Annotated in this window: 20 protein-coding genes; 17 read left to right on the top strand and 3 right to left on the bottom strand. The window is 33.4% G+C overall.

Annotated elements, in window-relative coordinates:
• Positions 1–533 (top strand): methyl-accepting chemotaxis protein (locus tag BKH43_RS03830; protein ID WP_253248038.1); only part of this gene is annotated, 533 nt, incomplete at its 5' end.
• Between the two features lie 417 nt (positions 534–950).
• Here BKH43_RS03830 and BKH43_RS03825 read toward each other — a convergent pair.
• Together BKH43_RS03825 and BKH43_RS03820 are read right to left on the bottom strand one after the other, a co-directional pair.
• A complete protein-coding gene (locus BKH43_RS03825) occupies positions 951–2189 on the bottom strand; it encodes a hypothetical protein (protein ID WP_095228742.1) in 1239 nt (412 codons plus the stop codon).
• Between the two features lie 106 nt (positions 2190–2295).
• Positions 2296–2868, bottom strand: a complete 573-nt coding sequence (locus BKH43_RS03820; protein WP_253248037.1) for a ribonuclease HII — start codon at positions 2866–2868, stop codon at positions 2296–2298.
• Between the two features lie 180 nt (positions 2869–3048).
• On the opposite strand from BKH43_RS03820, the gene BKH43_RS03815 reads away from it, so the two are divergent.
• From BKH43_RS03815 to BKH43_RS03750, 14 genes are read left to right on the top strand one after another with little or no spacing between them, the layout of a single operon-like run.
• A complete protein-coding gene (locus tag BKH43_RS03815; protein ID WP_095228740.1) occupies positions 3049–4191 on the top strand; it encodes an MFS transporter in 1143 nt (380 codons plus the stop codon).
• Positions 4192–4198: 7 nt separating this feature from the next.
• Positions 4199–6463, top strand: a complete 2265-nt coding sequence (locus tag BKH43_RS03810; protein WP_095228738.1) for a hypothetical protein — start codon at positions 4199–4201, stop codon at positions 6461–6463.
• Positions 6460–8487, top strand: coding sequence for a hypothetical protein (locus tag BKH43_RS03805; RefSeq protein WP_095228736.1), 2028 nt, complete (start codon positions 6460–6462; stop codon positions 8485–8487). The genes BKH43_RS03810 and BKH43_RS03805 overlap by 4 nt, the downstream gene beginning before the upstream one ends.
• A 46-nt stretch (positions 8488–8533) precedes the next feature.
• On the top strand, positions 8534–10000 hold the full coding sequence (gene lnt, locus BKH43_RS03800; RefSeq protein WP_095228734.1) for an apolipoprotein N-acyltransferase: 1467 nt from the start codon (positions 8534–8536) through the stop codon (positions 9998–10000).
• A gap of 2 nt (positions 10001–10002) precedes the next feature.
• Entirely contained in the window at positions 10003–10341 is a 339-nt protein-coding gene (locus BKH43_RS03795; protein ID WP_095228732.1) for a YraN family protein, read from the top strand.
• A complete protein-coding gene (locus BKH43_RS03790) occupies positions 10338–10916 on the top strand; it encodes a ferric reductase-like transmembrane domain-containing protein (RefSeq protein WP_095228730.1) in 579 nt (192 codons plus the stop codon). Before BKH43_RS03795 ends, BKH43_RS03790 begins: the two co-directional genes overlap by 4 nt.
• A gap of 17 nt (positions 10917–10933) precedes the next feature.
• Positions 10934–11692 (top strand): response regulator, encoded by a 759-nt coding sequence (locus BKH43_RS03785; RefSeq protein WP_095228728.1) that lies wholly within the window; start codon positions 10934–10936, stop codon positions 11690–11692.
• Entirely contained in the window at positions 11667–12281 is a 615-nt protein-coding gene (locus BKH43_RS03780; protein WP_095228726.1) for a hypothetical protein, read from the top strand. Before BKH43_RS03785 ends, BKH43_RS03780 begins: the two co-directional genes overlap by 26 nt.
• On the top strand, positions 12281–13396 hold the full coding sequence (locus BKH43_RS03775) for a homoserine O-acetyltransferase (RefSeq protein WP_095228724.1): 1116 nt from the start codon (positions 12281–12283) through the stop codon (positions 13394–13396). The genes BKH43_RS03780 and BKH43_RS03775 overlap by 1 nt, the downstream gene beginning before the upstream one ends.
• 27 nt (positions 13397–13423) lie before the next feature.
• Positions 13424–13921: an acyltransferase gene (locus tag BKH43_RS03770; protein WP_095228722.1), complete on the top strand. Its 498-nt coding sequence runs from the start codon at positions 13424–13426 to the stop codon at positions 13919–13921.
• 8 nt (positions 13922–13929) lie between these two features.
• Positions 13930–14961: a M23 family metallopeptidase gene (locus BKH43_RS03765; protein WP_095228720.1), complete on the top strand. Its 1032-nt coding sequence runs from the start codon at positions 13930–13932 to the stop codon at positions 14959–14961.
• Positions 14962–15906: a M23 family metallopeptidase gene (locus tag BKH43_RS03760; protein ID WP_095228718.1), complete on the top strand. Its 945-nt coding sequence runs from the start codon at positions 14962–14964 to the stop codon at positions 15904–15906.
• Complete coding sequence (locus tag BKH43_RS03755) at positions 15840–16262, top strand: polymer-forming cytoskeletal protein (protein ID WP_095228716.1); 423 nt, start codon at positions 15840–15842, stop codon at positions 16260–16262. Before BKH43_RS03760 ends, BKH43_RS03755 begins: the two co-directional genes overlap by 67 nt.
• A gap of 11 nt (positions 16263–16273) precedes the next feature.
• Positions 16274–19348 carry a helicase-related protein gene (locus BKH43_RS03750; RefSeq protein ID WP_095228714.1) on the top strand — a complete coding sequence of 1025 codons (3075 nt, stop codon included), beginning with the start codon at positions 16274–16276 and terminating at the stop codon, positions 19346–19348.
• Between the two features lie 64 nt (positions 19349–19412).
• On the opposite strand, the gene BKH43_RS08710 is transcribed toward BKH43_RS03750, so the two are convergent.
• Positions 19413–20702, bottom strand: coding sequence for a methyl-accepting chemotaxis protein (locus BKH43_RS08710; protein WP_216358489.1), 1290 nt, complete (start codon positions 20700–20702; stop codon positions 19413–19415).
• A 300-nt stretch (positions 20703–21002) separates the two neighbouring features.
• Between BKH43_RS08710 and folK the strand changes: the two genes are divergently transcribed.
• Positions 21003–21470: a 2-amino-4-hydroxy-6-hydroxymethyldihydropteridine diphosphokinase gene (gene folK, locus BKH43_RS03740; protein WP_095228710.1), complete on the top strand. Its 468-nt coding sequence runs from the start codon at positions 21003–21005 to the stop codon at positions 21468–21470.
• The gene (gene flhF / locus BKH43_RS03735) at positions 21470–22945 is read left to right on the top strand and encodes a flagellar biosynthesis protein FlhF (RefSeq protein WP_095228708.1); all 1476 of its coding nucleotides are present in this window, start codon (positions 21470–21472) and stop codon (positions 22943–22945) included. The genes folK and flhF overlap by 1 nt, the downstream gene beginning before the upstream one ends.
• Positions 22946–23105 lie beyond the last annotated feature (160 nt).

Genomic DNA, 23105 nt, shown 5'->3' with positions numbered 1-23105 from the left:
ATACTTCTATTACTAACTTATCTCAAAGTTCTAATGCACAAGCTAGCTCTTTAGAACAATCTGCTACTGCTATAGAAGAAATAACTCAGTCTATGCAAAATGTATCTAATAAGACTAATGAAGTAATCTCTCAATCTGAAGATATTAAAAGTGTTACTGTTATTATTAAAGACATAGCAGATCAAATAAATCTCTTAGCTCTTAATGCAGCTATAGAAGCTGCACGTGCAGGAGAACATGGAAGAGGCTTTGCAGTAGTAGCAGATGAAGTAAGAAAACTAGCAGAAAGAACTCAAAAGTCTTTAGGAGAAATAGAATCTAATACTAATATCTTAGTTCAATCAATTAATGATATGGCTGAATCTATAAAAGAACAAGCTAATGGTATAACTCAAATAAATGATGCTATATCTTTATTAGAACAATCTACTCAAGGTAATGTAAATATAGCTGATGATGCTACTAAGATATCTAGTAATGTAACTCATATAGCAGATGAGATAATGAGTGATGCTAATAGGAAGAAGGTGTGAGGGGAGGGATTGATTAGGATGGGGGAGGGACCTCCTCCTTTTTTAAAGAACCTAAAGAAAAAATAGACTTAGTTTATTTTAGTAAGGAATTAAGAGGCTTATTAGTTAGATACTCTCTTTATCTCCCTAGCTTTTATCTATAAAATATTACGTCTAATCCCTTGCATACTGCTTTTTCTAAAATAAAAAAATCTTATAATTACCACGCTTGTAAAATCAAACTCACAATGATAAAAATTATATAAACACAAACCATCTTTCTAACATGCAATGTCATATTGAAAATATCATATTTAATAATATAAATTTTAGTTATAACAAATACTAAAAAGATAGAAGTTAAAGAAGCTAAGCATAGAATGGATTCTATATAAATATAGAATCTTTAAAATGCTTAGTGTATAAAGAAGTTAGAAACTAGTAGTAAAGCTTACCAAAGGCCATTAAAGCATTTGAGCTTGCACCTTGTTGATTAACAAAAGAGTAGCCAAGACCAACTTGGAATCCTAGATATTCTTTTTTATTGACATATCTTACATAAACCTTATAAGCTCCAACTGCACTTACTTCATTATAAGTTCCACCACCTGCTACTAAATCTAAGCTTAAACGCTTATAGTCAAGTCCACCAAAAGCATAACCTATAACACTACCGCCAGCAAAGTAGCTTGCAGCTCCTATACCGCCATTTAGATAGCGCCCATAAAATCTTGTGTTATCACTTATAGTATAAAAGCGGTTACCTCCAACTGGAGAGCCAACTACACTAAAGATCCCAAGACCAAAGTTATATTTCCAAGCACCTGATTTATAGGTGTTAAAAGATTCTAAAGTTAAAAGACCAGCAAAGTTATCAGCTAAAGTTGTATCTGTAAAGTTTGAGTACTGGAAGCCTCCATTAAAGATAATGCTTGAATCAAATATAGGAGTAAACTGAACACCAAACTTAACCTTAGCTCCAACTTGCGCTATAGGTTTAAAGTAGCCAGATACGCTTGAATAAGGGTTGCTTGTGTTAAATAAAACCCATGGGCTTATATAAAAAGTAAGCTTATTCCACGTTCTTGCAAAGTCTACACCAAAGTTAAAGATCTCTCCACCTACTAAAGTTTGTTTTGTAGTTGGGTTGTATCCACCTATGTAGCTAAGGTTTGATCCTATCCTACCTGGTAAATAGCCTGTATTTAAAAAAGAGTTTATATAGTGGAAGTAGTAGTTCATATATCTAGTGTTATAGTTAACTGACACACCTTGTATAGGACCATTTATAAAATCAGTCGCTTTTAAGCCAACTTTATTAAGATAGTATCTACCTGCTGCTATATTTAAGCCATTAGCAGTGTATTGAACATAAGCATCTGATACATCACCTCTATCAAGATACTGTCCACCAGAGCCTAGAACTGAACTGTAAGGGATTATACTCCACCCACCTATAGCACCAATACCAACATGCCAATGATCGCCTATACCAAAAACTGTTCTAAGTTGTGCATTCAAGCCTAAAAAAGTAGGATTAAAGTTAGTGTTTAAAAAGGCTGCTAGATGGCCTTCGTTTTTCATAGTTATAAGTGGGCCTTCTTTTGCACCAAGAAAACCCAGCGTGCTTAGCCCAACAGCACCTAGCAGTAAGCCTTTTTTTAAATATCTTGTCATGTGTAATGTTCCTTATGTAGAAAAGTTATTAATAGTAAGGAAAATTCTATCACAAACGTAAAAAAACCAACCTTTAATTAACTACTTTTAATTTTTTCTCTCCCCCCTACTCTTCCAAACTTTTAATCTTATAACTTGTTCTATGCGCCTTTGTTAGACCATAAGTTTTTATTAACATAACATGCTCTTTTGTCACATAGCCTTTATTCTTAGCTAGCTTATAGCGTGGGTAGCACCTATCTAAAAACTTACTTTCTTCATCTTTATAGTACTTAGCAAGTATGGAAGCAGCCTTTATACAAGGATGTAAACTATCTCCTTTTACTAGAGTTTTTATCCCCTCTACTCCATAATTACAATTCCCATCAAACACAAAAGTCTTAATATCAATAGTTAGGCTAAAGTAAACTTTTATCTCACCTAATGCCTCTTTTAAACAAGCACTAAGCCCTTTAGTATCTATATCAGTAGCACTAGCCTTATAGACGTAGTAAAAGACTTCTTGAGAATCTAAAAGCTTTAAGGCTAAGGCATTTCTTCTTTTTGAACTTAAAGCCTTAGAATCTCTTACACCTAAAGATTCTAAAGTTTTAAAATCTCCAACTACACCAACTACAAACATACTCCCGGCAATACACCCTCTCCCTGCTTCATCTATACCGCACTCAAACAAATTCAAAATAATCCTTTTTGACAAATGGCCAACATGAGCTTAATAAATATTTTTGTTTGGTAATTCTAATTAGCTTTTTTAGTTTTTGCAAAATTGTACTAAACTTTCATTTTTTAACTAAACTTACATTTTTTACAAACTTTGCCTTATTTGCCTTAAACAACAACTTTATATAAAGGACAATTAGTGAACTCTTATATGAAATATTCAATCATGTATTTAGCCATCACTACTATTGCTTTAATTTATGCGCCCCAGCCCATCCAGGGCGCTTTGATGACTAGTTTGCATATAAGCTCTTATCAAGCTTCAATCATAGTTGGAACAACTCTTTTGCCTATGGCATTTGCCCCTATAATTTATGGCTATATATTAGAAAATGCAAACGCTAAAACGGTATTAATATTTTCACTCTCTATAGTTATCATCATACAAATAGTTCAAATTTTTCTAACCAACTACTATGTATTTGTAGTTTTTAGATTTATCCAAGCTTTATTTTTTCCTGCCATACAAACTTCACTACTTGCCATGCTTACTAGACTAGAAGCTAGTGAAAAAGATATGGGTAAGAATGTAGGAATCTATGTCACTTCTACCATAGCTGGTGGTTTGATAGGTAGGATATTAAGCAGTGTCTTTACAGATATATGGAATTGGGAGATAGCTTTCTTAATACTAGGCGTGCTTTTAATAATAGGCCTTATCTTATCTTTTAAACTTCCTAGCTTTAAAAGTCAAGGTCCTAAAATCAAACCTAAAGAAGTGCTTCCATTCTTAGCTGATATGAGGTACATGTGGATACTAATAGGAACTTTTGGGATGTTTTTTGTCTTCCAAGGAACTCTAACTTTAATACCTTTTGTCGCAGAACATGGCCCTAGCAAAGTAACCCAAGCTCAGATATCTTTACTCTATCTAGGTTACGTAGTTGGTATGATAGTTAGCTTTTACTCAAGTAATATCGTTAGGCTATTTAGAGGGCGCGCTAAAGCTGTAATGTTTGGTTTTGTGATCATGATAATATCTGTAGCTATGATGTTTAACTCAAACTTCTATAACCTAATAGCAGCCATGGTACTAGTTTGTATAGGTGGTTTTATCATACACTCAGTGCTAAGCTCAACTATCAACACTTTAGGAAGTAATAAAAGGGCTGTTGTAAATGGTCTTTATCTAACTTTTTACTATACAGGTGGTTTTATAGGCTCCATCATCCCAACTTTTATCTATGAAAGTTACTCTTTTGGAGCAGTCAGTATACTTTTCTTTATACTATTAGCGCTAAATCTGATATCCTTTGCCTTTAGAATAAAGATGTACCGCTAGGAAAAATATGCAAAAACACAAAAGCCAGCAAGTAGCCTTAAGCAAGAAGATAAAGCTTATACCTTTAGAATCTATGAATGAGCCTACTAGCATCTTTTGTGATCTTTTCTATATAAATGTACACATCATCTTTCTTTTTCCAAAAGAAGTTATAGATAACCTCTTAAAAGATAAAGACAAGATAGATATCTGCACTCTCTTTCTAGCATGTAACCAACAAAACTTTGAAATCTTTACTAAGCTAAGTGTTTTTAATAATCTTTGCTTAAAAGTAGATTCTAGCTTTAATACATTAGGGAATCTAAGCCTTATCTTTTTACAGATCCTCCAAGCTAGCTTACTTCACTACATAGAGCAAAAAGACTTAAAAGCAGTGCTTAGTGAAATAAAACTTTTAAGAAAAAAAGGCCTTATAACCTTTCATGATGAAAGATGCATCATTGCTGTATTTGATGCTTATAAAACTAAAAAGATTAAGACAAAAGTTAGTGAGACTAAAAGCCTAAGTCTAAGTGGCTTTAACTATGAAGCTAGTAGTTATGATAACTTGCTAGCAAATATGAAAAGATTAAAAGTTATACTAAGTAAGCTTCCTTTTAGTAAGGATATAGCGTTTAGTGCTTGTGAGTGCTTGCAACAAGTTAGCATTTTAGGGCGCAAAGATAGTGGCAAGTCTTCTCTTATGCCCTTACTTCTTTTTGACTACATAAAAACTCATATAAACCCAGTAGTGCCTATACTTTATAAAAGTGGCAAGAAAGATATAAACATAAAGTATCTTTTAAAAGAGCAAATTGATATCTTAAGTCTTTCACCTAATAAAGACTATGTAAGCAAACTAAAAAAGTTTGATACTAATAAAGATGGCACCACCCAGTCTATACCACTCCAAACGCTAGAAGAGTTAGTAAATAGCAAGGATGGCAGGATAAGCGTTTTAGATTCTATAAGCATTTATAGTGAGCATCCTTTTTTAAAAATAGCTAGCATTAACATGCTTCCTTCCTTGCCAACTAACACTTTAAGACATTTGCAAGCTGATAGTTACATAGAAAACTCTGAAGTTATCATCTATCTAATAAACTCCTTAGAAGAAAACATGCAAGATGTAAAATACGTCTTAGACATAGTTCAAAGAACAAGTGTGAGGCAAGTTTTTATAGTCTTTACTAAGATAGATAAAGCAAACTTAAGCTCTCAAAGTATGAAGCTTAAGCTTGATAATTTTAGAGAGCTAATAGATTCTAAGCTTTTTGTGCCTAAAACTAAAAAGACAAAAATCCTAAAAAAACTATCATTTCACTTTATAACTATAAACATAGCCCATGAGCTAAGAAGCAAAAACATAGATATGAAAGAGGGCTTTGATATAAACACTAGTGGAATCTTAAAGCTTGAAAGTGAGCTTTTTAACTCTCTAGTTAATGCTGATATAAGCAACTATGAATTGCAGTTTTTAAAACATATCTTAGAGCTACTTAAAAACTATGAAAAAAACCAAAAAAGCCTTGCTTTACCAAGTGAAATGGAACTTAGCGCAGTTAAAAAGCTTTTAGATTCTATGTCTTTGATGATAGTTAGTGCTACTAATACACTTCCTTCAAGGTACTCAGACTTTCATACTTCACTAAAAAATCTTAAAGAAAACCTCTACTCTCAGTTTATCTCCTCGCTTAACTTTACTCTTTCAAAAAGAAGGGGAACTACTTTTAATACTGCAAGACTTAAAAACTCTAGTATAGAAGGTATAAAAGTAAGCCTGCAAGGACTTATGGACATCCTTACAGATCACTTTTTAAATAACACTAGTGTTAGAGAGTTTAAAAGTGCTTTAAAAACCTTATCTAAGTACGCTTTTACAGGGGTGCATAAAAAGATATTAAGCCTAGCAGAGGAGTTAGTAAACAACATCATAAGCTATGAAAGCTCTACTTCAAAAAGTATCATCATCGCTGATAGATTTGCCTTTAGGTTAGATGAGCTACTACCTGATAATATACCATGGCAAGAACTAAAAGATGGCGAGATAGTTAAAAAAGTTAGAGAGTACTTTGAGTACTACTTTTTGATACTAGAAAAAAATATGGACCTATCTTTTGCTATGCAAATAGATAGATTTAACACTGAAGCAAGATTTATAGTTAGTGTTTTAAATGCAACTTATGTGGCGTTTTTTGAAAGTATCGCTTCAAAGGATGAAAACACTAGCTTAGAATCTTTACTAAAGCCTTTTACAAAAGAGTTAAATGAGATAAATCTGGAGCACAAATGACCTTACTGCAGAAATTTATAAAAGAGTATGATAGTTTATATCATGACTTATTTCTAGAAGATAGCAGCACTGCAGGAGAGATAAGAAGGGTTGAAAAGATTATCAATAATCCAAAGTTTCATCCAACCTTAGAGTTAAAAAATATCTTTAAAGTTTTAAAAGAGCAAGGTAAAGAGTGTTTAAAGATATCTATCATAGGGGAAAATCCTAGCGATAAGCTTTTATTTATAAGCTGTCTTACTAACCAAGCTTTACTTCCTATAAGCCCACTTTTTGCAAACAAAAAGATAGTTATAAAGCATGACACAGCAAGTAATGTCTATGCTGTCTTTAAAGATAAAAAAGTTCACATAAATCCTTACAAAGTAAGCAAGGCCCAACTTAATGGTGTTGAATACATAGAGGTGTTTTTAGAGCATGAGTTTTTAAAAGACTATGAGTTAATAAAAACTAGTGATAGCATAGATAAAGATACTAAAGATAGCGATCTTTTACTATGGCTACAGGGTATGGAATCTGCCTTAAAAGAAAACCTAGAACTAAGTAAGCTAGTTAAAAAAAAGCCTAGCCTTTGCATACTAACTACAAAAAAACTAGACGATGAAAAAGAGCTTTTAGAAAAGGTAGCCCAAAAAAAAGCAAGTATAAATAAAAATTTCAAAGGCTTGCAGGTATTAGAAGTTTGTTTATTAGAACTTTTTAAAGAGCTAAAACTTGATAAAAGGCTAGAAGTCACAAAGAGCTTTGCTGAGTTTTGCACTACCTATCAAGGCTGCAAGGGAGATGAGTGCAATAAGTTAGAAGAGATAAGCAAAGCACTAGATGAAGCTAAAAATAATCTCTTGCAAATTTTAGAATCTAACAAAGATTCTAATAAAGACCTACTAAAAGAAGAGTCAAAAAAAGAGTTAAGTCAAAACTTCCAAACAAACAAACTAACAGATATAAAAGAAAGCTTAGCTAAGCTTTCACAAAACGCTAAGCTAAACAAAGAAGAAAAGATTCTAAAAGCCCTCTATGATAAGATGAAGCTAATTAGTGATAGTTATAAACTTTTACAAAACCACTATCAAAAACTCTACATCTTGCACAAAAAAGAAAGTGACACTTTAATACTAGATAATATAAATCTTTCAAGTCAGTTTTCTATAACTCTTTATAGTGATATTTCTATAGCTATAGAAAGCTATCTAAAAAGCATAGCCAAAGCAGTTGTTGATAATCTAAGCAAAACAACTATAAGGCTAAAAAACTATAATGCTGGACTTTTTGCGAGATTTAACACCAAACTTTTTGAAACCTACATCATAAACAAGCAAGATATCTTAAATGAGCTAGCAGATGAGCGCTCCATAGTTGTAAGAAACTTTAAGCTAGTGCTTTCAAAGATAGATTCTGCAAGTTTAGAGTCTCATGATTCAGTACAAAAAAGTCTTATGCCTCTTCAAGATGGGCTAGATGAGTGGATAAAACAAGGTCACCTTTTAATCTTACAAAAAAGACCTAGTTTTATAAGTATGGATAGCTTTTTTAGCTTGCAAGAGTTTAATTTAAGTGTTTATAAAAACCTAACTCAAAACTATGAAAGAATCTTAGATGACTTAAACACAGCCTCTTATCAAAGGTTACTTGAAGTAAAGTCATGGTTAAAAGCAACGCAAGTTTTAATGGTACAAAATACAATCTATACCATAGAAGAAAGACTTAAGGCTCTAAAAACTCAAGTTAGAGAAGGTAAAAAAGTAGATATGCTAAATATAGACATAGAATATATCTATAACATACTAAAAACGCTAATCCCAGCAGACTTAAAAGAGATACTCGATAAAATCCCATCTAAGAACATGCATTCACATATGTTAGAGACCATGTTAAAAGATGAACAAGAAAGCAATAAAACTAAGATACATAAACAGATCTTAGAAGTAAACTCTCTTAGAAAAGGCACAAAAGAAGCCCTTAAGATTCTAAGTTGTTCTATAAAAGTAGATAGCAAGTTAGAAAGCAAACTAGCCCAAAGCTAAAAACATAAAGCTAGCTTATATAAAAACTAAAAGTAAAGATTTTAAAATGGCAAGTTTCAAAGTAAGCGTACAAAGAAATACTAAAAATAACAAAAAGCTAAGCAAGTATAAAAGCATAAACATACTTGTAAACCTAGTCATAGGGCTAGTTTTTGCCTTTATCTTTTGGCTGCCTTTATCTGTTTTTTCCTTGCTAGAGATAGTAGATATAAAACATCTCTATCTTGAAGTTTTTATAGCTATAGGAGTTATAGCAGTTATAGTCTTTATTATATATAGTCTTTATAAGAAAAAGATAGATTATAGAATCTTAGTGCTTATCATCTTTTTCTTACTTATACCTTTTTATCTTCGCTCTTACTTTGACTACTTCCCTTTCTTTGAGTGGATATTAAGCATGCTTTATCTAGTAAGCTTAGGGGTGTTTTTACTTATACCTAGAAAATATAGAATCTCTTTTGGCTTTTTTGTTGGCGTACTTGGGCTTTACTGGATAGCTTTAAGTTTTAGATTCTTTGGGTTAGAGTATTTTATGCCAGTAGTTATCATAGCTATAGGTATATATGTAGGCGTGCTTTTTTACTTCTTACTTTGGTTCCAAAACCCTATCATTAGGATAGTAGCCCTACTCATACTAGGACTTATCCACCCACTAGGCTTTAACTGGCTAGATGTAAACTTCTTTAGTGCTTATACATTTTTTAAACCAGCCATCATCTCTATGATAGTACTAAGCGTAGCTGTGATACTTTTAAAAAACAAAGACTGGTTATCAAGCGTTATAAGCATGGTCTTAATCCTTTATAGCATGCAGTTTACTAACCCTAGCTTTAAGTTCCCAGACCTTGATATAAAAGTAGCTAATCTTCATCTAAATCAAGCCTATAAAGATAACCCAAACAACTTCCCAGCCATAGCTAAAGAGAATCTAAAGCAGATACAAGAAGCAATAGATTCCAAAAAAGACCTTATCATACTTCCAGAAAGTGCTTTTCCCTTTATACTTAATAATTCCTTGCTTGAACAAACTCTTAAAAACCTAAGTCATAACATAGCTATAGTAACTGGGGCTTTAAGGTCTGAGGGCAAAAATGTATATAACACCACTTTTATTTTTAATAGAGGACATGAAAGCTATATAGATAAAGTTGAGTTAGTGCCTTTTGGTGAATCTCTTCCTTTAGAGTTTATATTAAAGCCACTTTATAAGCATTTAGGTATGAGTTCTTTTAGTGCTGGAAGTGAGTTTAAAAGCTTTAAGATTAATGGCTTAAGCTTTAATAATGCCATATGCTATGAAGCTACAAGTGGAAAAAGTTATAAAAAAGTGGGCAAATATATGATTACAACTAGCAATAATGCATGGTTTATGCCCTCTTTAGAGCCATATTTTCAAAAAATGATAATGAAATACTACGCCAGAAGATATAACTTAGTAAATTTTCACGCAACCAATTACAGTCCTGCCTTTACAATAACCCCCAATATGGGACTGGATGTGAGTAAAAAATAAGCATGAGTTTTAAGCTAGGACTTCACTTTGAAGCCGTTGGCAGGGCGTTTTTAGAAGGTAAAGGCTTCAAAATCATAGAATCTAATTACTATACAAGATATGGTGAGATAGATATAATAGCTATGAAGGATGATGTTTTGCACTTCATTGAAGTGAAGTATAGCAAAAGTGATCCTTATAGAAAATTTTCTAAGGCGAAAATGTCTAGAGTTATTAAGTCAGCTTTATTGTACTTACAAGATAAAGAGCTTGATAATAACTTTTGTATTGATGCGTTAGCTATACATAATGAAAAAATAAATCTTTACGAAAATTTATCTTTTGGAGGATCATATCATTGAGAAAATTTGGCTTTTACTTAATAAGAGTTATACTAGTAATAATCTTATTTGTACCTCTAGCTTATATTATTTTTAATGCTTTACAAATGGCTGTCATTGATAAATATCTTATACACTCTTTAGGTGATGTAAGCATTTATTTATGTATATTCTTAATGATAGTTAATCTCATAGCCAAACCTCTCATAAGTCTCATAACATTTAGCCTTTTTAAATTTATCAACAAAATAGCAGGCATAGGAGCTTTCGTCTATGCCATACTACACATACTTCCTTATGTCATCTTGCAGCAACATCTGCTATTTGGCAATATAGGTGCTGAGCTGTGGGATAGAGGCTACCTCTTAATAGGTTTACTAGCACTTATTATCTTCCTTATATTATTTATCTTTAGTTTCACTAAGATATTTATTAAGGTCTCGCCTTTATTCCAAATGGCTTTTGTCTTAAGCAGCATGCATTTTGTGCTTTCCTTAAAACAAGTGACTTTCGAAGCAAAGATAATACTAATTATCTCTATAGTCTACATGGCCTATAAATATTTAAAAACTAATAAACCAAAAAACATCAAATAAAGCTCAAAGGACCCCACATGAAGAGTAAAGATTTATCACCAGGTGATTATGATTCCCTGAAGGATCTCACCATACTATATGCTGAAGATGACAATGACACTCGAAATCTTAGCATAGAAATCTTAGAAGACTACGCAGGAAATTTGCTTGTTGCAAGAGATGGTCTAGAAGCATTTAATATTTTCAACTCTCAAAAAGTAGACATAGTTATAACAGATATCATCATGCCATATAAAAGTGGCATAGAGCTTTTAGAAGATATAAGAGCAAGCGATAAGCCAGCTACTCCAGTATTAATAACTACTGCTTTTTTGAACTCAGAATACTTACTTAAGGCTATAAAGTTAAGATGTGATGGCTATATATTAAAGCCTCTAGATATGGTAGAAGTGCTTTACACTATGAAAAAAGTACTCACTCCTAAGCTTCAAGCTATGGAGATAGAGTACAAAAACTTGCTAATTAATGTTATAGCTGCCTTCATAGGCGGAAGAAAGATAGATATCATCAAGTTTTTATTAGATAACTGTGATAAAGATAAGATTTTCTATGGAAGCTACGAAGACATAATGGAAAAGCTAAACGTAAGTAAGCCTACTATAGTAAAAACTTTCAAGCAGCTAATAGACACTGGTCTTTTGATACGTGTTAAAAACAAAGTCTATAAACTTCACAATAATATAGAATCTCTTTCCAACAGTCTACATGATCATGATAATATATCAGAACAAGATTCCAGTAAAGAAGATTTTGAAGATAGTGAAAAAGAAGACTAAGACCTATACATATAACTATATAACAGCCCTAGCAGCCTTGCTGCTAGTATCTTCTAGCATGGCCTATGCTGATACTAGATTTTACGTGCAAGCTGGTGGGTCTGTAGGTCTTTTAAAAAATGATGCATCTTTAAAGCAAATTAATGGCATACAACCAGGCTCTTACTTTTATAATCTAAAATCCCTCCCCCTTCCTATCATACAAGCTAGCATAGGTCTAGACCAAAGGCTTAATCTCCCAAGTATAAACTTAGTCATGGGAGTTAAGATAGAACTAGGTTATGGACTAGGATTTATACCTGTTGGTGACTTTACTAACTCTTATAAGATGGCAGGAGCTGATGCTCTTTTTTACATAGGAGCTTATAGATTTAAGCTTTACCCCTTTGCTGGCATAGGTTATGAAAGGATAAATCAAGCCCTAGATATAACGCCTTTTTTTACCGGTCCTATCTTAGAAGGTATGCGTGCTCAAGGTGGATTTTTTTACGAGATGGATGATAAAAGTGCTGTGTCACTTGCTGCTATCTTTTCTAAAAATTTTGAGTATAAACCAAGGCTTAGCTTTAACTATGAGTTTAAGTTTTAATGCCAACTTCTACACAACTTAATCTAACTACAAAAAAAGCCCACTTTCAAAATCCTTTGTACCTTGATAGCGGTAGGATAATAGACCCATACGATCTAGTCTATGAAACCTATGGCACATTAAATAAAGATAAATCCAATGCCATCCTTGTTATGCACGCCCTAACTGGTTCTCATCACGCTGCAGGAATCTATGAAGGGGATAGAAAAAAAGGCTGGTGGGATTTAATGATAGGTAGTGGTAAGAGTATAGATACAGATAGATTTTTTGTAATCTGTGTTAATGTCATAGGCTCATGCTATGGCTCTACAGGTCCAGCAAGCCTTATGTTTGATAATACTAACTTTTATAGATTTAAGTTCCCAGTAGTAACCATACAAGATATGATAAAAGCTATTAATATACTCATAGCCTCTTTGCAGATAAAAACTTTTCATGCTGTTATAGGTGGCTCTATGGGTGGCATGCAAACTCTAAGTTATGCAGTTGAGTATCCGCGTGCTGCTAAGCTTTTTATCCCTATATCTTGCACTTATAAAACCTCTCCCATGGTCATAGCTGTAAATAAAGTCATGAAAGAAGCCATCCTTTTAGATCCTGAGTTTAAAAATGGCCTTTATAGCATGAGAGATAAGCCAGAGTTTAAAGGTCTTCAAATCGCGCGCATGCTGGGTTTTACTCAGTATCTAACATGCAATACTATGGAAACTAAGTTTGGAAGAAACTATGTTAGTAATGAAGGCTTTTATGATATGTTTGGGCGCTTTGAGATAGATAGATACTTAGAGTATAACGGTCAAAACTTTACTAGCTACTTTGACCCACTAAGTTATCTTTACTTATTAAAAGCTCTTAATATTTATGATGTAAGCTTACATTTTGATAGTTTGCAGAGTGCACTTTCAAATGTGCAAAGAAAGATTTTACTAGTTTGCTTTAGTGGAGATTGTATGTTTACGCTAAAAGAGCATGAGACTTTATACTTAGAGTTAAAAAGGCTGCAAAAAGACTGCGAGCTTAAGATTATAGAATCTACTTATGGTCATGATAGCTTTTTAGTAGAAGTAGAGCTTTATGGTCACATTATAAAAGAGGCATTAGAAAGACTGGATTAAAAACTTAAGTTAAGGAAACTAAGGAAGATGTATAAGGCACATGAAAGCACTGTTATTGATAGAGGTGCAATAATTGGCAAAGGAAGCGATATAGGTTGCTTTTGCCGTGTAACTAATCAAGCACAGATTGGAGAAAACTGCTTTATAGGACAAGGATGCATGATAGGTAACGTAAAAGTAGGAAACAATGTTACTTTAGCTAACAATACTATCTTATATGAAAGCATAGTCTTAAAAAATAAGGCTTTTATAGGCTCAGGAGTAGTCTTTGCTAACGCTAAAAATCCGCGAAATACAGATTCTAAAGGTTATAAGTATGCAAAGATAGTGGTTAAAAAAGGTGCCAGCATAGGAGCAAACTCAACTATCATAGCACCAGTAAAGATAGGCAAGTACGCAGTAGTTGGTGCTGGTAGTGTAGTAACTAAAGATATCCCACCCTTTGCCCTAGCTTTTGGTAATCCTGCTAGAATAGTAGGCTTTGTAAACAAGCAAGGAAAAAAGATACAAAGCAGTAAGGATTAAAAAGCATCATGCAAGATAATTTGATGATAACTATAGTTGATGAAAATGGCTCTAAGCAATTTAGCATCACAAAGTTCTTACATAAGCTTGCAATCTATGGCAGCATCATCTTTATCATCATCTTAATCCTAGGCTACTTCTTGATGGCTAATATCATCTCTAGGTTAGAAGACATAGAATCTAAAAGGGTTGATGCTTTAAATGAATACCATCAAATCTATGAGCAAAATGAGATTCTAAAAAGCAACATACAAGATAAAGCCAATGAACTAGAAGTTATAAACAATAAGATTAATGACTTACAAAGTGTTGTAAACATAAGACACTTTAACAAAGATGATGCTGAGCGGAAAAGTATAAAACTAGATTCCATAACCAAACCTCAAAAAGCCTTAATGCTACAAATCATCCCTAATGGCTCCCCTTTAGAAAAATACACAAAGATGCAAGAAACTTCCCATAAAAGACAGCAAGATAAAAGTATAAAATCAAGTGATTATCAAGTAGGTAATGTCACAAATAAAGGCTATGACTACTACACCAAAGAAAAAGAACCAGTTTTTGCCACTGCTGATGGACTAGTAGAGTTTGTAAGAAAAAACTACCGCTACGGCTATGGAAATATAGTAAGGCTAGTTCACACCTCAGGCTTTAGCTCAGCCTATGCCCACTTAAGCACCATAATCGTAAAAAGGGGTGAGTTTGTCAGTAAAGGACAAATCATAGGCTATAGCACACCTAGTACTAACCCTAATGTGATAAGTCTTTACTATGAAGTAAGGTTTTTAAGCAGAGGCCTTGATAATCTCTCATTTATAAAGTGGAATGCAGAAAACTTCTCTTCTATATTCACAGCTGATGATAACTCTATCATAGACTTTCAAAGCCTACTTTGGGCTATGGATGATTTGCTAAAACTAAAATCTATAAGCACTCACTACACAAAAGATGCCTTGCAAAACTCTAAACAAGAAAGCATAGAAGCCTCTAATAAGCCCTTACAAACTACATCAAGCAAAAAAGCAAAAGATGGAAAATAGATGAAGTTTGATAAACGCCTAGTTATCATGATAACTGACAAAAATGGCTCTAAGTACATAAATGTCAGCATGGTGTTTAGATACATCATTATGTATGTCATCTTAACACTTATTACCTTAACTATCTTTGCTTATGTAAGTATCACAGTTATAAACAGTGAGATAAGAGAGATAAGACATAAAAACTCTTTTATATCTATGGAGTATGTAAGGATGCAAAATCAAAATGCAGACTTAAACAACGAAGTAGAACAAAAGAAAGAAGAAACTATACTTGTTGGTGAAAAGATAGAGGATTTAGAAGATAAGATAGGTATACCAAAAGATTCTCAACTAGAAAATCTAGACAATGTAGAAAGCCCTGATTTTAGTCTAGTTAGCAGGATAGATACAGCTCAAATCACAGCCCTGCAAAAAGTCTTTTTGCTAAAACTTATACCTAATGGAGTGCCTTTGCAGCACTACAGCAGGATATCTGCTCCTTTTGGTATGAGGATGCACCCAATCTTACACATACTAAGATTCCATGCTGGTATAGATCTTGCCACTAAGGTAGGAACACCAGTTTATGCCTCAGCTGATGGCGTGGTGGATTATGCAAATAATGGTTATAATGGCGGCTATGGAAAATTAGTCAAGATATCTCATAGTTTTGGTTTTAGAACCTATTATGCCCACCTTAGTAAGATTTTAGTGCAAGCTGGAGAGTTTGTAAAAAAAGGACAGACTATAGCTTATAGTGGCACAACTGGCGCAAGCACAGGACCTCATCTCCACTATGAGATAAGATTCTTAGGCAAGCCAATTAACCCTATAGGCTTTATAAGATGGGATTTAGGAAACTTTGATGATATTTTTACAAAAGAGAGGAATATAGCATGGCAATCTTTACTAGTGATAATAAACCGATTAATGACAAAGTCGCCGGAGCCGCCACTATCATAGCTGCTGGTACTAGGATAAAAGGCGATATAGACACAGACTGCCACTTACACATAGATGGCGAGTTTGATGGAATCTTAAAGTCAAAAAATACTGTCATGATAGGAAAAGGTGGGATTGCAAGAGGGGAGATTTATGCACAAAAACTTATAGTTAGTGGTAAGTTTATAGGCACTTCAGAATCTAAGACTATAGAGATCATGTCTCATGGGCGCTTTGAAGGGATGATACTAACTGAAGAGTTAGTTATAGAAAGAAAAGGAACTTTTATAGGCGAGAGTAAAAATGGGAATCAAACTAAACTCTTAGATGAAAGTAAAAAGCTAGATGATGCTAGCAAAAAGATAGCAGGCAAATAAATATCTAAAACATGAGTTCAAACATCCAAAGCGAAGTCTATGAATTTATAACAAACACCACTCTTTTAACAAACACAAGCCTACATAACCCTAAAGCCATAGATTCTGATATAGAATCTAAAAGTAAAAAAAACATAACTAAACTAGATTCTAAGCACTATCCTCCTAAGCTTATCTTATGTTCTGCCTCTGAAGTTTTAAAAGTAAAAGATGTTTTAGAGTATGCAAACTTAAAGCATAACTTAGATATAAAGCACATCTTTACCCTGCCTGATATAAGACTTCACTATGGCGATAGATTAAGTAGCTTTTATGAAGAAATAAGAGAGTGCATGGCCCAGCTAACTAAGTTTTATGGCAGTATGCAAGAAAGCATACTTATCTCACCTTTTCAAACGCTTTTAAACTACATGCCAGCTCCTAAACATCTTGATAGCTTTAAAATTAACATTAGTGATATTTTAAGTATTGATACCTTGCAGTTAAAACTACTAGATTTTGGCTATGAAAGCGTGGATATTATAGAGCTAGAAGGTGAGTTTAGCTTACGTGGGGACATATTAGATGTCTATGTGCCAGATCTTAAGATGCCTCTTAGAATCCTCTTTTATGAAGATATGATAGAAAGCATAAGATACTTTGATCCAACAACCCAGCTTTCTTTAAAAGAAGAAATTCCTAGCATAGATATCTACCCTGCCCTTTTTAATGCCAATCTTGACTTAAGCGATGAGTTAAAGTATGAAGAGTTTGAGTTAGACTATAAAAGCAAGTGCTTTTGGGAGTTAGAAAACTTAGGCGGGCTAGATCTAATAAAAGAGCTAAAAAGCATATGGACTAAAGAGGCTTTTAGCGAGTATAAAGAGCTTATACAAGTTGAAAGTGAAGTTAAAGAGATAAAAAGCTTTTATATCCTAGGTGATGCTAAGACTTACTCTGACTTTACTCCAGATTTTAAAAACTTACAAGAGTTCTTAGCGCGCCAAAAAAGCTTTGATATATTAACTCCAACCCTAGCTTCTTTAAAGGCTAATGGCCTAAGTGAAACTAACTACATCCTAAAAAGTCTAGTGGTTAATATCTATAGCAAAGATCACTGCGTAATCTCGCTTTTAAAAGAACACAAACGCACCTTCAAAGCAAAAAGCACTCTAAGTTTAGATTCTATAAAGCCACATGACTATGTGCTTCACTCAGACTATGGCATAGGGCGCTTTCGTGGCATAAAGCAAATAAAGCTTCAAGGTGGAATCCAAGATGTCTTAAATATAGAATACGATAAAGAAGAGTTCTTACTTTTGCCAATTTATAATCTAAACATGGTAGAAAGATACATAGCCCAAGATAATATAAAGCTTGATAGGCTAGGTAAGATGAGGCTTACTGCCATAAAGCAAAAGGTTAAGCAAGATCTGATGCACATGGCAGGAGAGATAATAGATCTTCAAGCTAAAAGAGCTTTGATACAAGCACCAAAGTTCTTGCTTGATACTAAAGAAAAAAAGCTTGCATGGGAGCACTTTAATGCTAAGCGTGACTTTACACTAACTCTAGATCAAGACACTTGTTTAAAAGAATGCATGGAAGATCTAAGTAGTGGCAAAGTTATGGATAGGTTATTAAATGGCGATGTAGGCTTTGGTAAAACTGAGATCGCTTTAAGTCTTATAAAACTAGCTTTGATAAATGGCTACTCTTCTATCCTTTTAGTTCCTACTACTTTGCTTAGCTACCAGCACTTTAGCTCACTTAAAGAAAGGTTAAAAAAAGAAGGATTAGGAGATGAGTTAGTTTTTAGACTAGATTCTAATACCACTAAAAAAGAAAAGGATCTAATCTTAGAGTGCATAGCTGATAAAAAGCCCATATGTCTTGTAGGAACACAGGCTATCTTCAACATAGAACTAGAAAACCTAGGACTTATCATAGTTGATGAGGAGCATAAATTTGGCGTTAAACAAAAAGAGCTTTTAAAGCAAAAAGGAAGTCACATACACATGCTTAGTATGTCAGCTACGCCAATACCTAGAACCTTACATATGGCCTTTTCTAATCTTAAAGCCCTAAGTTATCTAAAAACTCCTCCAAGCTATAAGGCCACTACTAAAACTTTTGTAAAGCTTAAAAGTGATAGCTTATTAAAAGAAGTTATAAACCGAGAGTTAAGGCGTGGTGGACAAGTCTTTTATATCTATAACAACATAGACAAGATGCCTTCAGTACACTCCTACTTGGAATCTCTTCTCCCAGATGTTAAGATACTAAGTCTTCACTCTAAAGTCCCACCTAAAGAGCTAGAAGCTGGCATGCTAGACTTCATGCAAAAAAAATATGACATTTTACTAAGCACTTCAATAGTTGAAAGCGGGCTTCACTTTCCTAACGCAAACACTATAATCATAGATAATGCCAAGTCTTTTGGACTAGCTGATCTTCATCAGCTTAGAGGAAGGGTTGGCAGGGGTAATGCCTTTAGTTTTTGCTATCTTTTAAGTGAAGATAGTCTAAATGAAGATGCTACAAAAAGACTGCTAGCTATGGAAAAAAACTCCTATCTAGGAAGTGGAGCAGCTTTAGCTAATCAAGACTTAGAGATAAGAGGTGGAGGGAACTTACTAGGAAAAGAGCAAAGCGGGCATATAAAACAAGTTGGCTTTGGGCTTTACTCTAGTCTTTTAAAAGAGTGCATAGAAAGCATTAAACACTCTAAAAGTGAGCTTTCAAGTAAAGATTCTAAGATAGATATAAAACTTAGTATAAACGCCTACTTAAGCCCTACTCTAATAGAACAAGATAGACTAAGACTAGAGTTATATCAAAGACTAAGTCACGCAAAAAGTATAGAAGATATAAACAACATAGAAGTAGAGATAGAAGAGCGTTTTGGAAGACTAGATTCTAATACCTTGCAGTTTTTAGACCTTATGAAGATTAAGCTTCAAGCAAGAGTACAAGGTATAAGTTATATAGGTAATAATGCAAGTAGCATAGTTTTAAAAAGTGAAAATGACAGCTACTTAGTACTTGCAGAAGGAAGGGATGATGAAAGTATAATGACAGCCCTTAAAACTCATTTTAAAGTTTAAAAGCCTATATACATAAATACTAAGATACTTTATAGAATCTTTTAAAGATTCTATAAATTAAGACTTATTTTATCTTGCTTATTAGCTTATCTAGTTCGGCATTTTTTTCTTGTAGCATGTTATCTATCTCGTGTTGAACGCCTTCAGAACTGTGTTCAATTTGTGTTATCTCAGAATCTAAGGCTTCTTTACTTTTTAATTCATTATGCAAGATGCTATTAGCCACATGGTTTGCTAGCGCATGCACATCTTTATGATAGATATCTAGATTCTTATAGCCTTGAGTATGATTAAAGTACTTAAAGCCATCACCTTCAAAGTACCACTTTCCAAGCCTACAGCTTTTATGATCTACTATGCCAAAGTTACTTTTTGGGTCAAATACTAAGTTATAGAAGTTACCCTTATAGATATAGTGATCAAGTTTTGCAAGAGAGCAAAAGATAAGGTTATAAACTTTATATAAAGTGTACTTCATAAAGCTGGCTTTAGAGTTTATAGAGTGGATTATCTTTTCTAAGTTATCTATACCATCTCTTACTTCATTAGTAACAGTACTAGTATCTTTAGCACTAGTTTGTATGTCATTAGTTTCTTGCTGCATAGATTTAACAACTATAGCTACATCTTTTGTTGCTTTTTGAGTTCTTTCTGCTAACTTTCTTACTTCATCTGCTACTACTGCAAACCCGCGTCCATGCTCCCCAGCGCGCGCTGCTTCAATGGCAGCATTAAGCGCTAAAAGATTAGTTTGTTCAGCTACATCATCTATCAAAGATATAACACTTGTTATCTCATCACTCCTTGAGTGCAAGTTATTAGCCAAGTTTTCCATCTGCTGCATTTTTTCATGCAACATATTTACATTAGATAAAGTAGAGACTGTGTGATCTAAACCAGTATTAGAGTTTTTAGCTAGCTCAAAAGAGCTATCAGTTGCACTTCTTAGTGTGTCTAACACATGCACAAAGGCACTTTGTGAGCTAGTAAGCCCGCCAAAGAGGCTTTTGGTATGACTTTTAAATAAGTCTACACCCTCTTTGATATCTGCTAGTTTAGTGGCTTGTAAGGCGTAAGTATCAACGCCTTGTATTTGCTTGTATCTAACCATATAAAATGTTTTTTCAAACTCTATGCAAGTACTTTGTGGATCTAAAAGCTTTGTAAGCAAAGAAAGGTGAGGCAAAGCTTTTGCGTTAGCATTTTCAAAGACTATGTTATCTCCTACTTTGCCAACTACTACCTCTGAAGAAAAATCTGTGCTTAACTCTTTATAAAATTTTAACTCCTCTTTTATTTTTTTTAATTCGTTTTCTAATTCAATTTTTATTTGGTCGTTTTTTTTCGAAAACACTGTTAATACCTTTGTTTGCATTTATGTGGACTTAATCTTGCTTTTTTAAGCTTAATTAAGTAGCACTTAGATTCTACTATTTTACACTATTCTTGTTACAAAAATACCCCTAGACTAATCTATTCATGCAAGTACACTTTAAAAAATCTACTTAGTAGATAGCAAATATCTTAGAATCTAAATAACGTCTAATAAATAAGTTATAATCACTCCTGTCACTAAGCCCCCATTAAAACCATAAATATTAATACCTAACCTCCGGTTTTAAGGGCTTTTAGTAGTTTTTGTTAGGAGAAAAAGTTGATATTGCATTCTAAAAATTTTCCATATGTTTCAAAAGATAAAAGAGTACTTAAAAACATAGTCACACTAGGTCTTGGTGCTAATATAAAAAACCCTATAGCTACGCTTAATGCCTTATTTCTCAAACTAAAACAAAATAAAAGTTTACTTATACACTCAACCTCTTTTATATACAAAAACAAAGCCTTTGGCAACACTAACCAACCTGATTTTTATAATGCAACACTTATTTTTAGTACTAACCTTGCCTTACGTGCAGTCTTTTGCCTAATCTTTTATATGGAGCGCTTTTTTAAAAGACCTAGATTAAGACCTTATAAAAATGCACCAAGAACACTTGATATAGACTTATTACTCTTTAATAACTTAAAAGTAAGACTGCCTCATCTAACTCTCCCACATCCAGGTTTTTTAACACGTAAAAGTGTGTTAGTACCACTTTATGCTCAACTAGGTAGGAAATAATGAAACTTTATACATATGGTGGCAGTACGCCAAATGAAGCTCTAAAAAAGGCACAAGCAGACCATGGCGATGAAGCCTTAGTAGTTGAAAACAAAGAGATAAGAAAACAAACTATAAACTCTCCAGGACTTTATGAAGTAGTAGTAGCAGTAAGAGATGAAAGTGAAAAAGTCTCTAAGCCTACACCTAAGCCTCAACCTACAGAGCCAGAAACCCCTCAGATCAAAAAAACTAACTCCATGCAAGAAAGGCTAGATGCTATAGTTCAAAAAGAGATAGAGCGTAAAAAACTACAAAAGAAGATGGAAGTTTTTTCAGATGATAGCGTAAGCTTAATGCTAAGTAACGCAGTAAGAGAGATCTCAGAAATCAGTGGTCAAGAAGTACTAAATGCTAAAGATATGACCTATAAACCAGGTAGCAAACCACTTAGTCAAAATACTAGTTTAAACCAAGCTCCTAACTTTAATGATAAAACTATTAATGAAAGAAGCTTAAATGAAAGAATAGATTCTAAGATACAAGAAAGACAACTTGCTAAGTCTAGTGCACAAAACTTTGCTGGAATCGAAGAAGTAAGAAGTATAAAGCTTGAACTAGATAAGTTAAACGACAAGATGAAACTTATACAAAACATGGTTTGGGAGGCTAATGGACCTAATGATGAAAATTTACAAATCCCTCATGAGTTTGCTGAAATCTATCGTATAACCAAAAATAGCGGCATAGCTAAGCCCCATTTAGATTCTATAATGAAGCTTAGTTTAGACCTAATGCCCTTAAAGATGAGAGAAAACTCCTTAACTATAAAACGCTACTTTAGAGAAGTACTAAGAAAGATGATACTTTGTCGTCCTGAAAGTAAAGACATGACTAAAAAGATTATCATGTTAGTGGGGCCAACAGGTGTTGGTAAAACTACAGCTTTAGCCAAACTTGCAGCACGCTTTTCTCTAGAAAAAAAGGCAAAAGTTGGAATCATAACTCTTGATAGCTATAGGATAGGCGCCCTAGAACAACTCCAGTGGTATGCTGATAGGATGAGGATAAGTATACAAATGGTCATGGCAAGTGAGGATTTTTTAAAAGCCTTAGATAGTTTACGTCACTGCGACTACATACTAGTAGATACAGCAGGTCACTCACAAAATGACAGTGAAAAAATTGCCCAGATAAAAAATTTCTTACAAAATGACTATAAGATAAGCATACATCTAGTTATGAGTGCTACTACTAAGCTTGAAGATTTGCGTGATATCTATGAAGCATTTAATATCTTAAATATAGACACACTTATCTTTAGCAAGATAGATGAAAGTAAGACTTTAGGTAACATATTTTCGCTAGCCTATGAAACTAAAAAGCCTATAAGTTACTTTTCTATAGGACAAGAAGTGCCAGTTGATCTAATAGTGGCTAATAATGAAGCACTTGCGGACTGGATACTAGATGGCTTTACTAATCCTAACAAATAAGTCTAGTCTGTAGCTAGGACTTTTGTTTCTTATATCTACATTTTTAAAGCTGCAAAATGTAGATAAACTCTACAAAAAATCAAATTTATCAAGCATTTTAATAAAAATTATTATTTAGACTTTACTTTTAACATTTGTGTTGCTATATTGATTCCCATCT

The organism is Helicobacter sp. 13S00401-1 (assembly GCF_002272925.1).
Taxonomy (GTDB): domain Bacteria; phylum Campylobacterota; class Campylobacteria; order Campylobacterales; family Helicobacteraceae; genus Helicobacter_I.
The sequence above is the reverse complement of the archived record's forward strand: the minus strand, read 5'-3'. Positions and strand labels throughout refer to the sequence as shown.

Bases quoted from the DNA above. Each gene is read 5' to 3' on its own strand.
- BKH43_RS03825 (WP_095228742.1), bottom strand. From the start codon at position 2,189: ATGACAAGATATTTAAAAAAAGGCTTACTGCTAGGTGCTGTTGGGCTA.
- BKH43_RS03810 (WP_095228738.1), top strand. From the start codon at position 4,199: ATGCAAAAACACAAAAGCCAGCAAGTAGCCTTAAGCAAGAAGATAAAG.
- BKH43_RS03805 (WP_095228736.1), top strand. From the start codon at position 6,460: ATGACCTTACTGCAGAAATTTATAAAAGAGTATGATAGTTTATATCAT.
- lnt (WP_095228734.1), top strand. From the start codon at position 8,534: ATGGCAAGTTTCAAAGTAAGCGTACAAAGAAATACTAAAAATAACAAA.
- BKH43_RS03795 (WP_095228732.1), top strand. From the start codon at position 10,003: ATGAGTTTTAAGCTAGGACTTCACTTTGAAGCCGTTGGCAGGGCGTTT.
- BKH43_RS03785 (WP_095228728.1), top strand. From the start codon at position 10,934: ATGAAGAGTAAAGATTTATCACCAGGTGATTATGATTCCCTGAAGGAT.
- BKH43_RS03775 (WP_095228724.1), top strand. From the start codon at position 12,281: ATGCCAACTTCTACACAACTTAATCTAACTACAAAAAAAGCCCACTTT.
- BKH43_RS03770 (WP_095228722.1), top strand. From the start codon at position 13,424: ATGTATAAGGCACATGAAAGCACTGTTATTGATAGAGGTGCAATAATT.
- BKH43_RS03765 (WP_095228720.1), top strand. From the start codon at position 13,930: ATGCAAGATAATTTGATGATAACTATAGTTGATGAAAATGGCTCTAAG.
- BKH43_RS03760 (WP_095228718.1), top strand. From the start codon at position 14,962: ATGAAGTTTGATAAACGCCTAGTTATCATGATAACTGACAAAAATGGC.
- BKH43_RS03755 (WP_095228716.1), top strand. From the start codon at position 15,840: ATGGCAATCTTTACTAGTGATAATAAACCGATTAATGACAAAGTCGCC.
- BKH43_RS03750 (WP_095228714.1), top strand. From the start codon at position 16,274: ATGAGTTCAAACATCCAAAGCGAAGTCTATGAATTTATAACAAACACC.
- flhF (WP_095228708.1), top strand. From the start codon at position 21,470: ATGAAACTTTATACATATGGTGGCAGTACGCCAAATGAAGCTCTAAAA.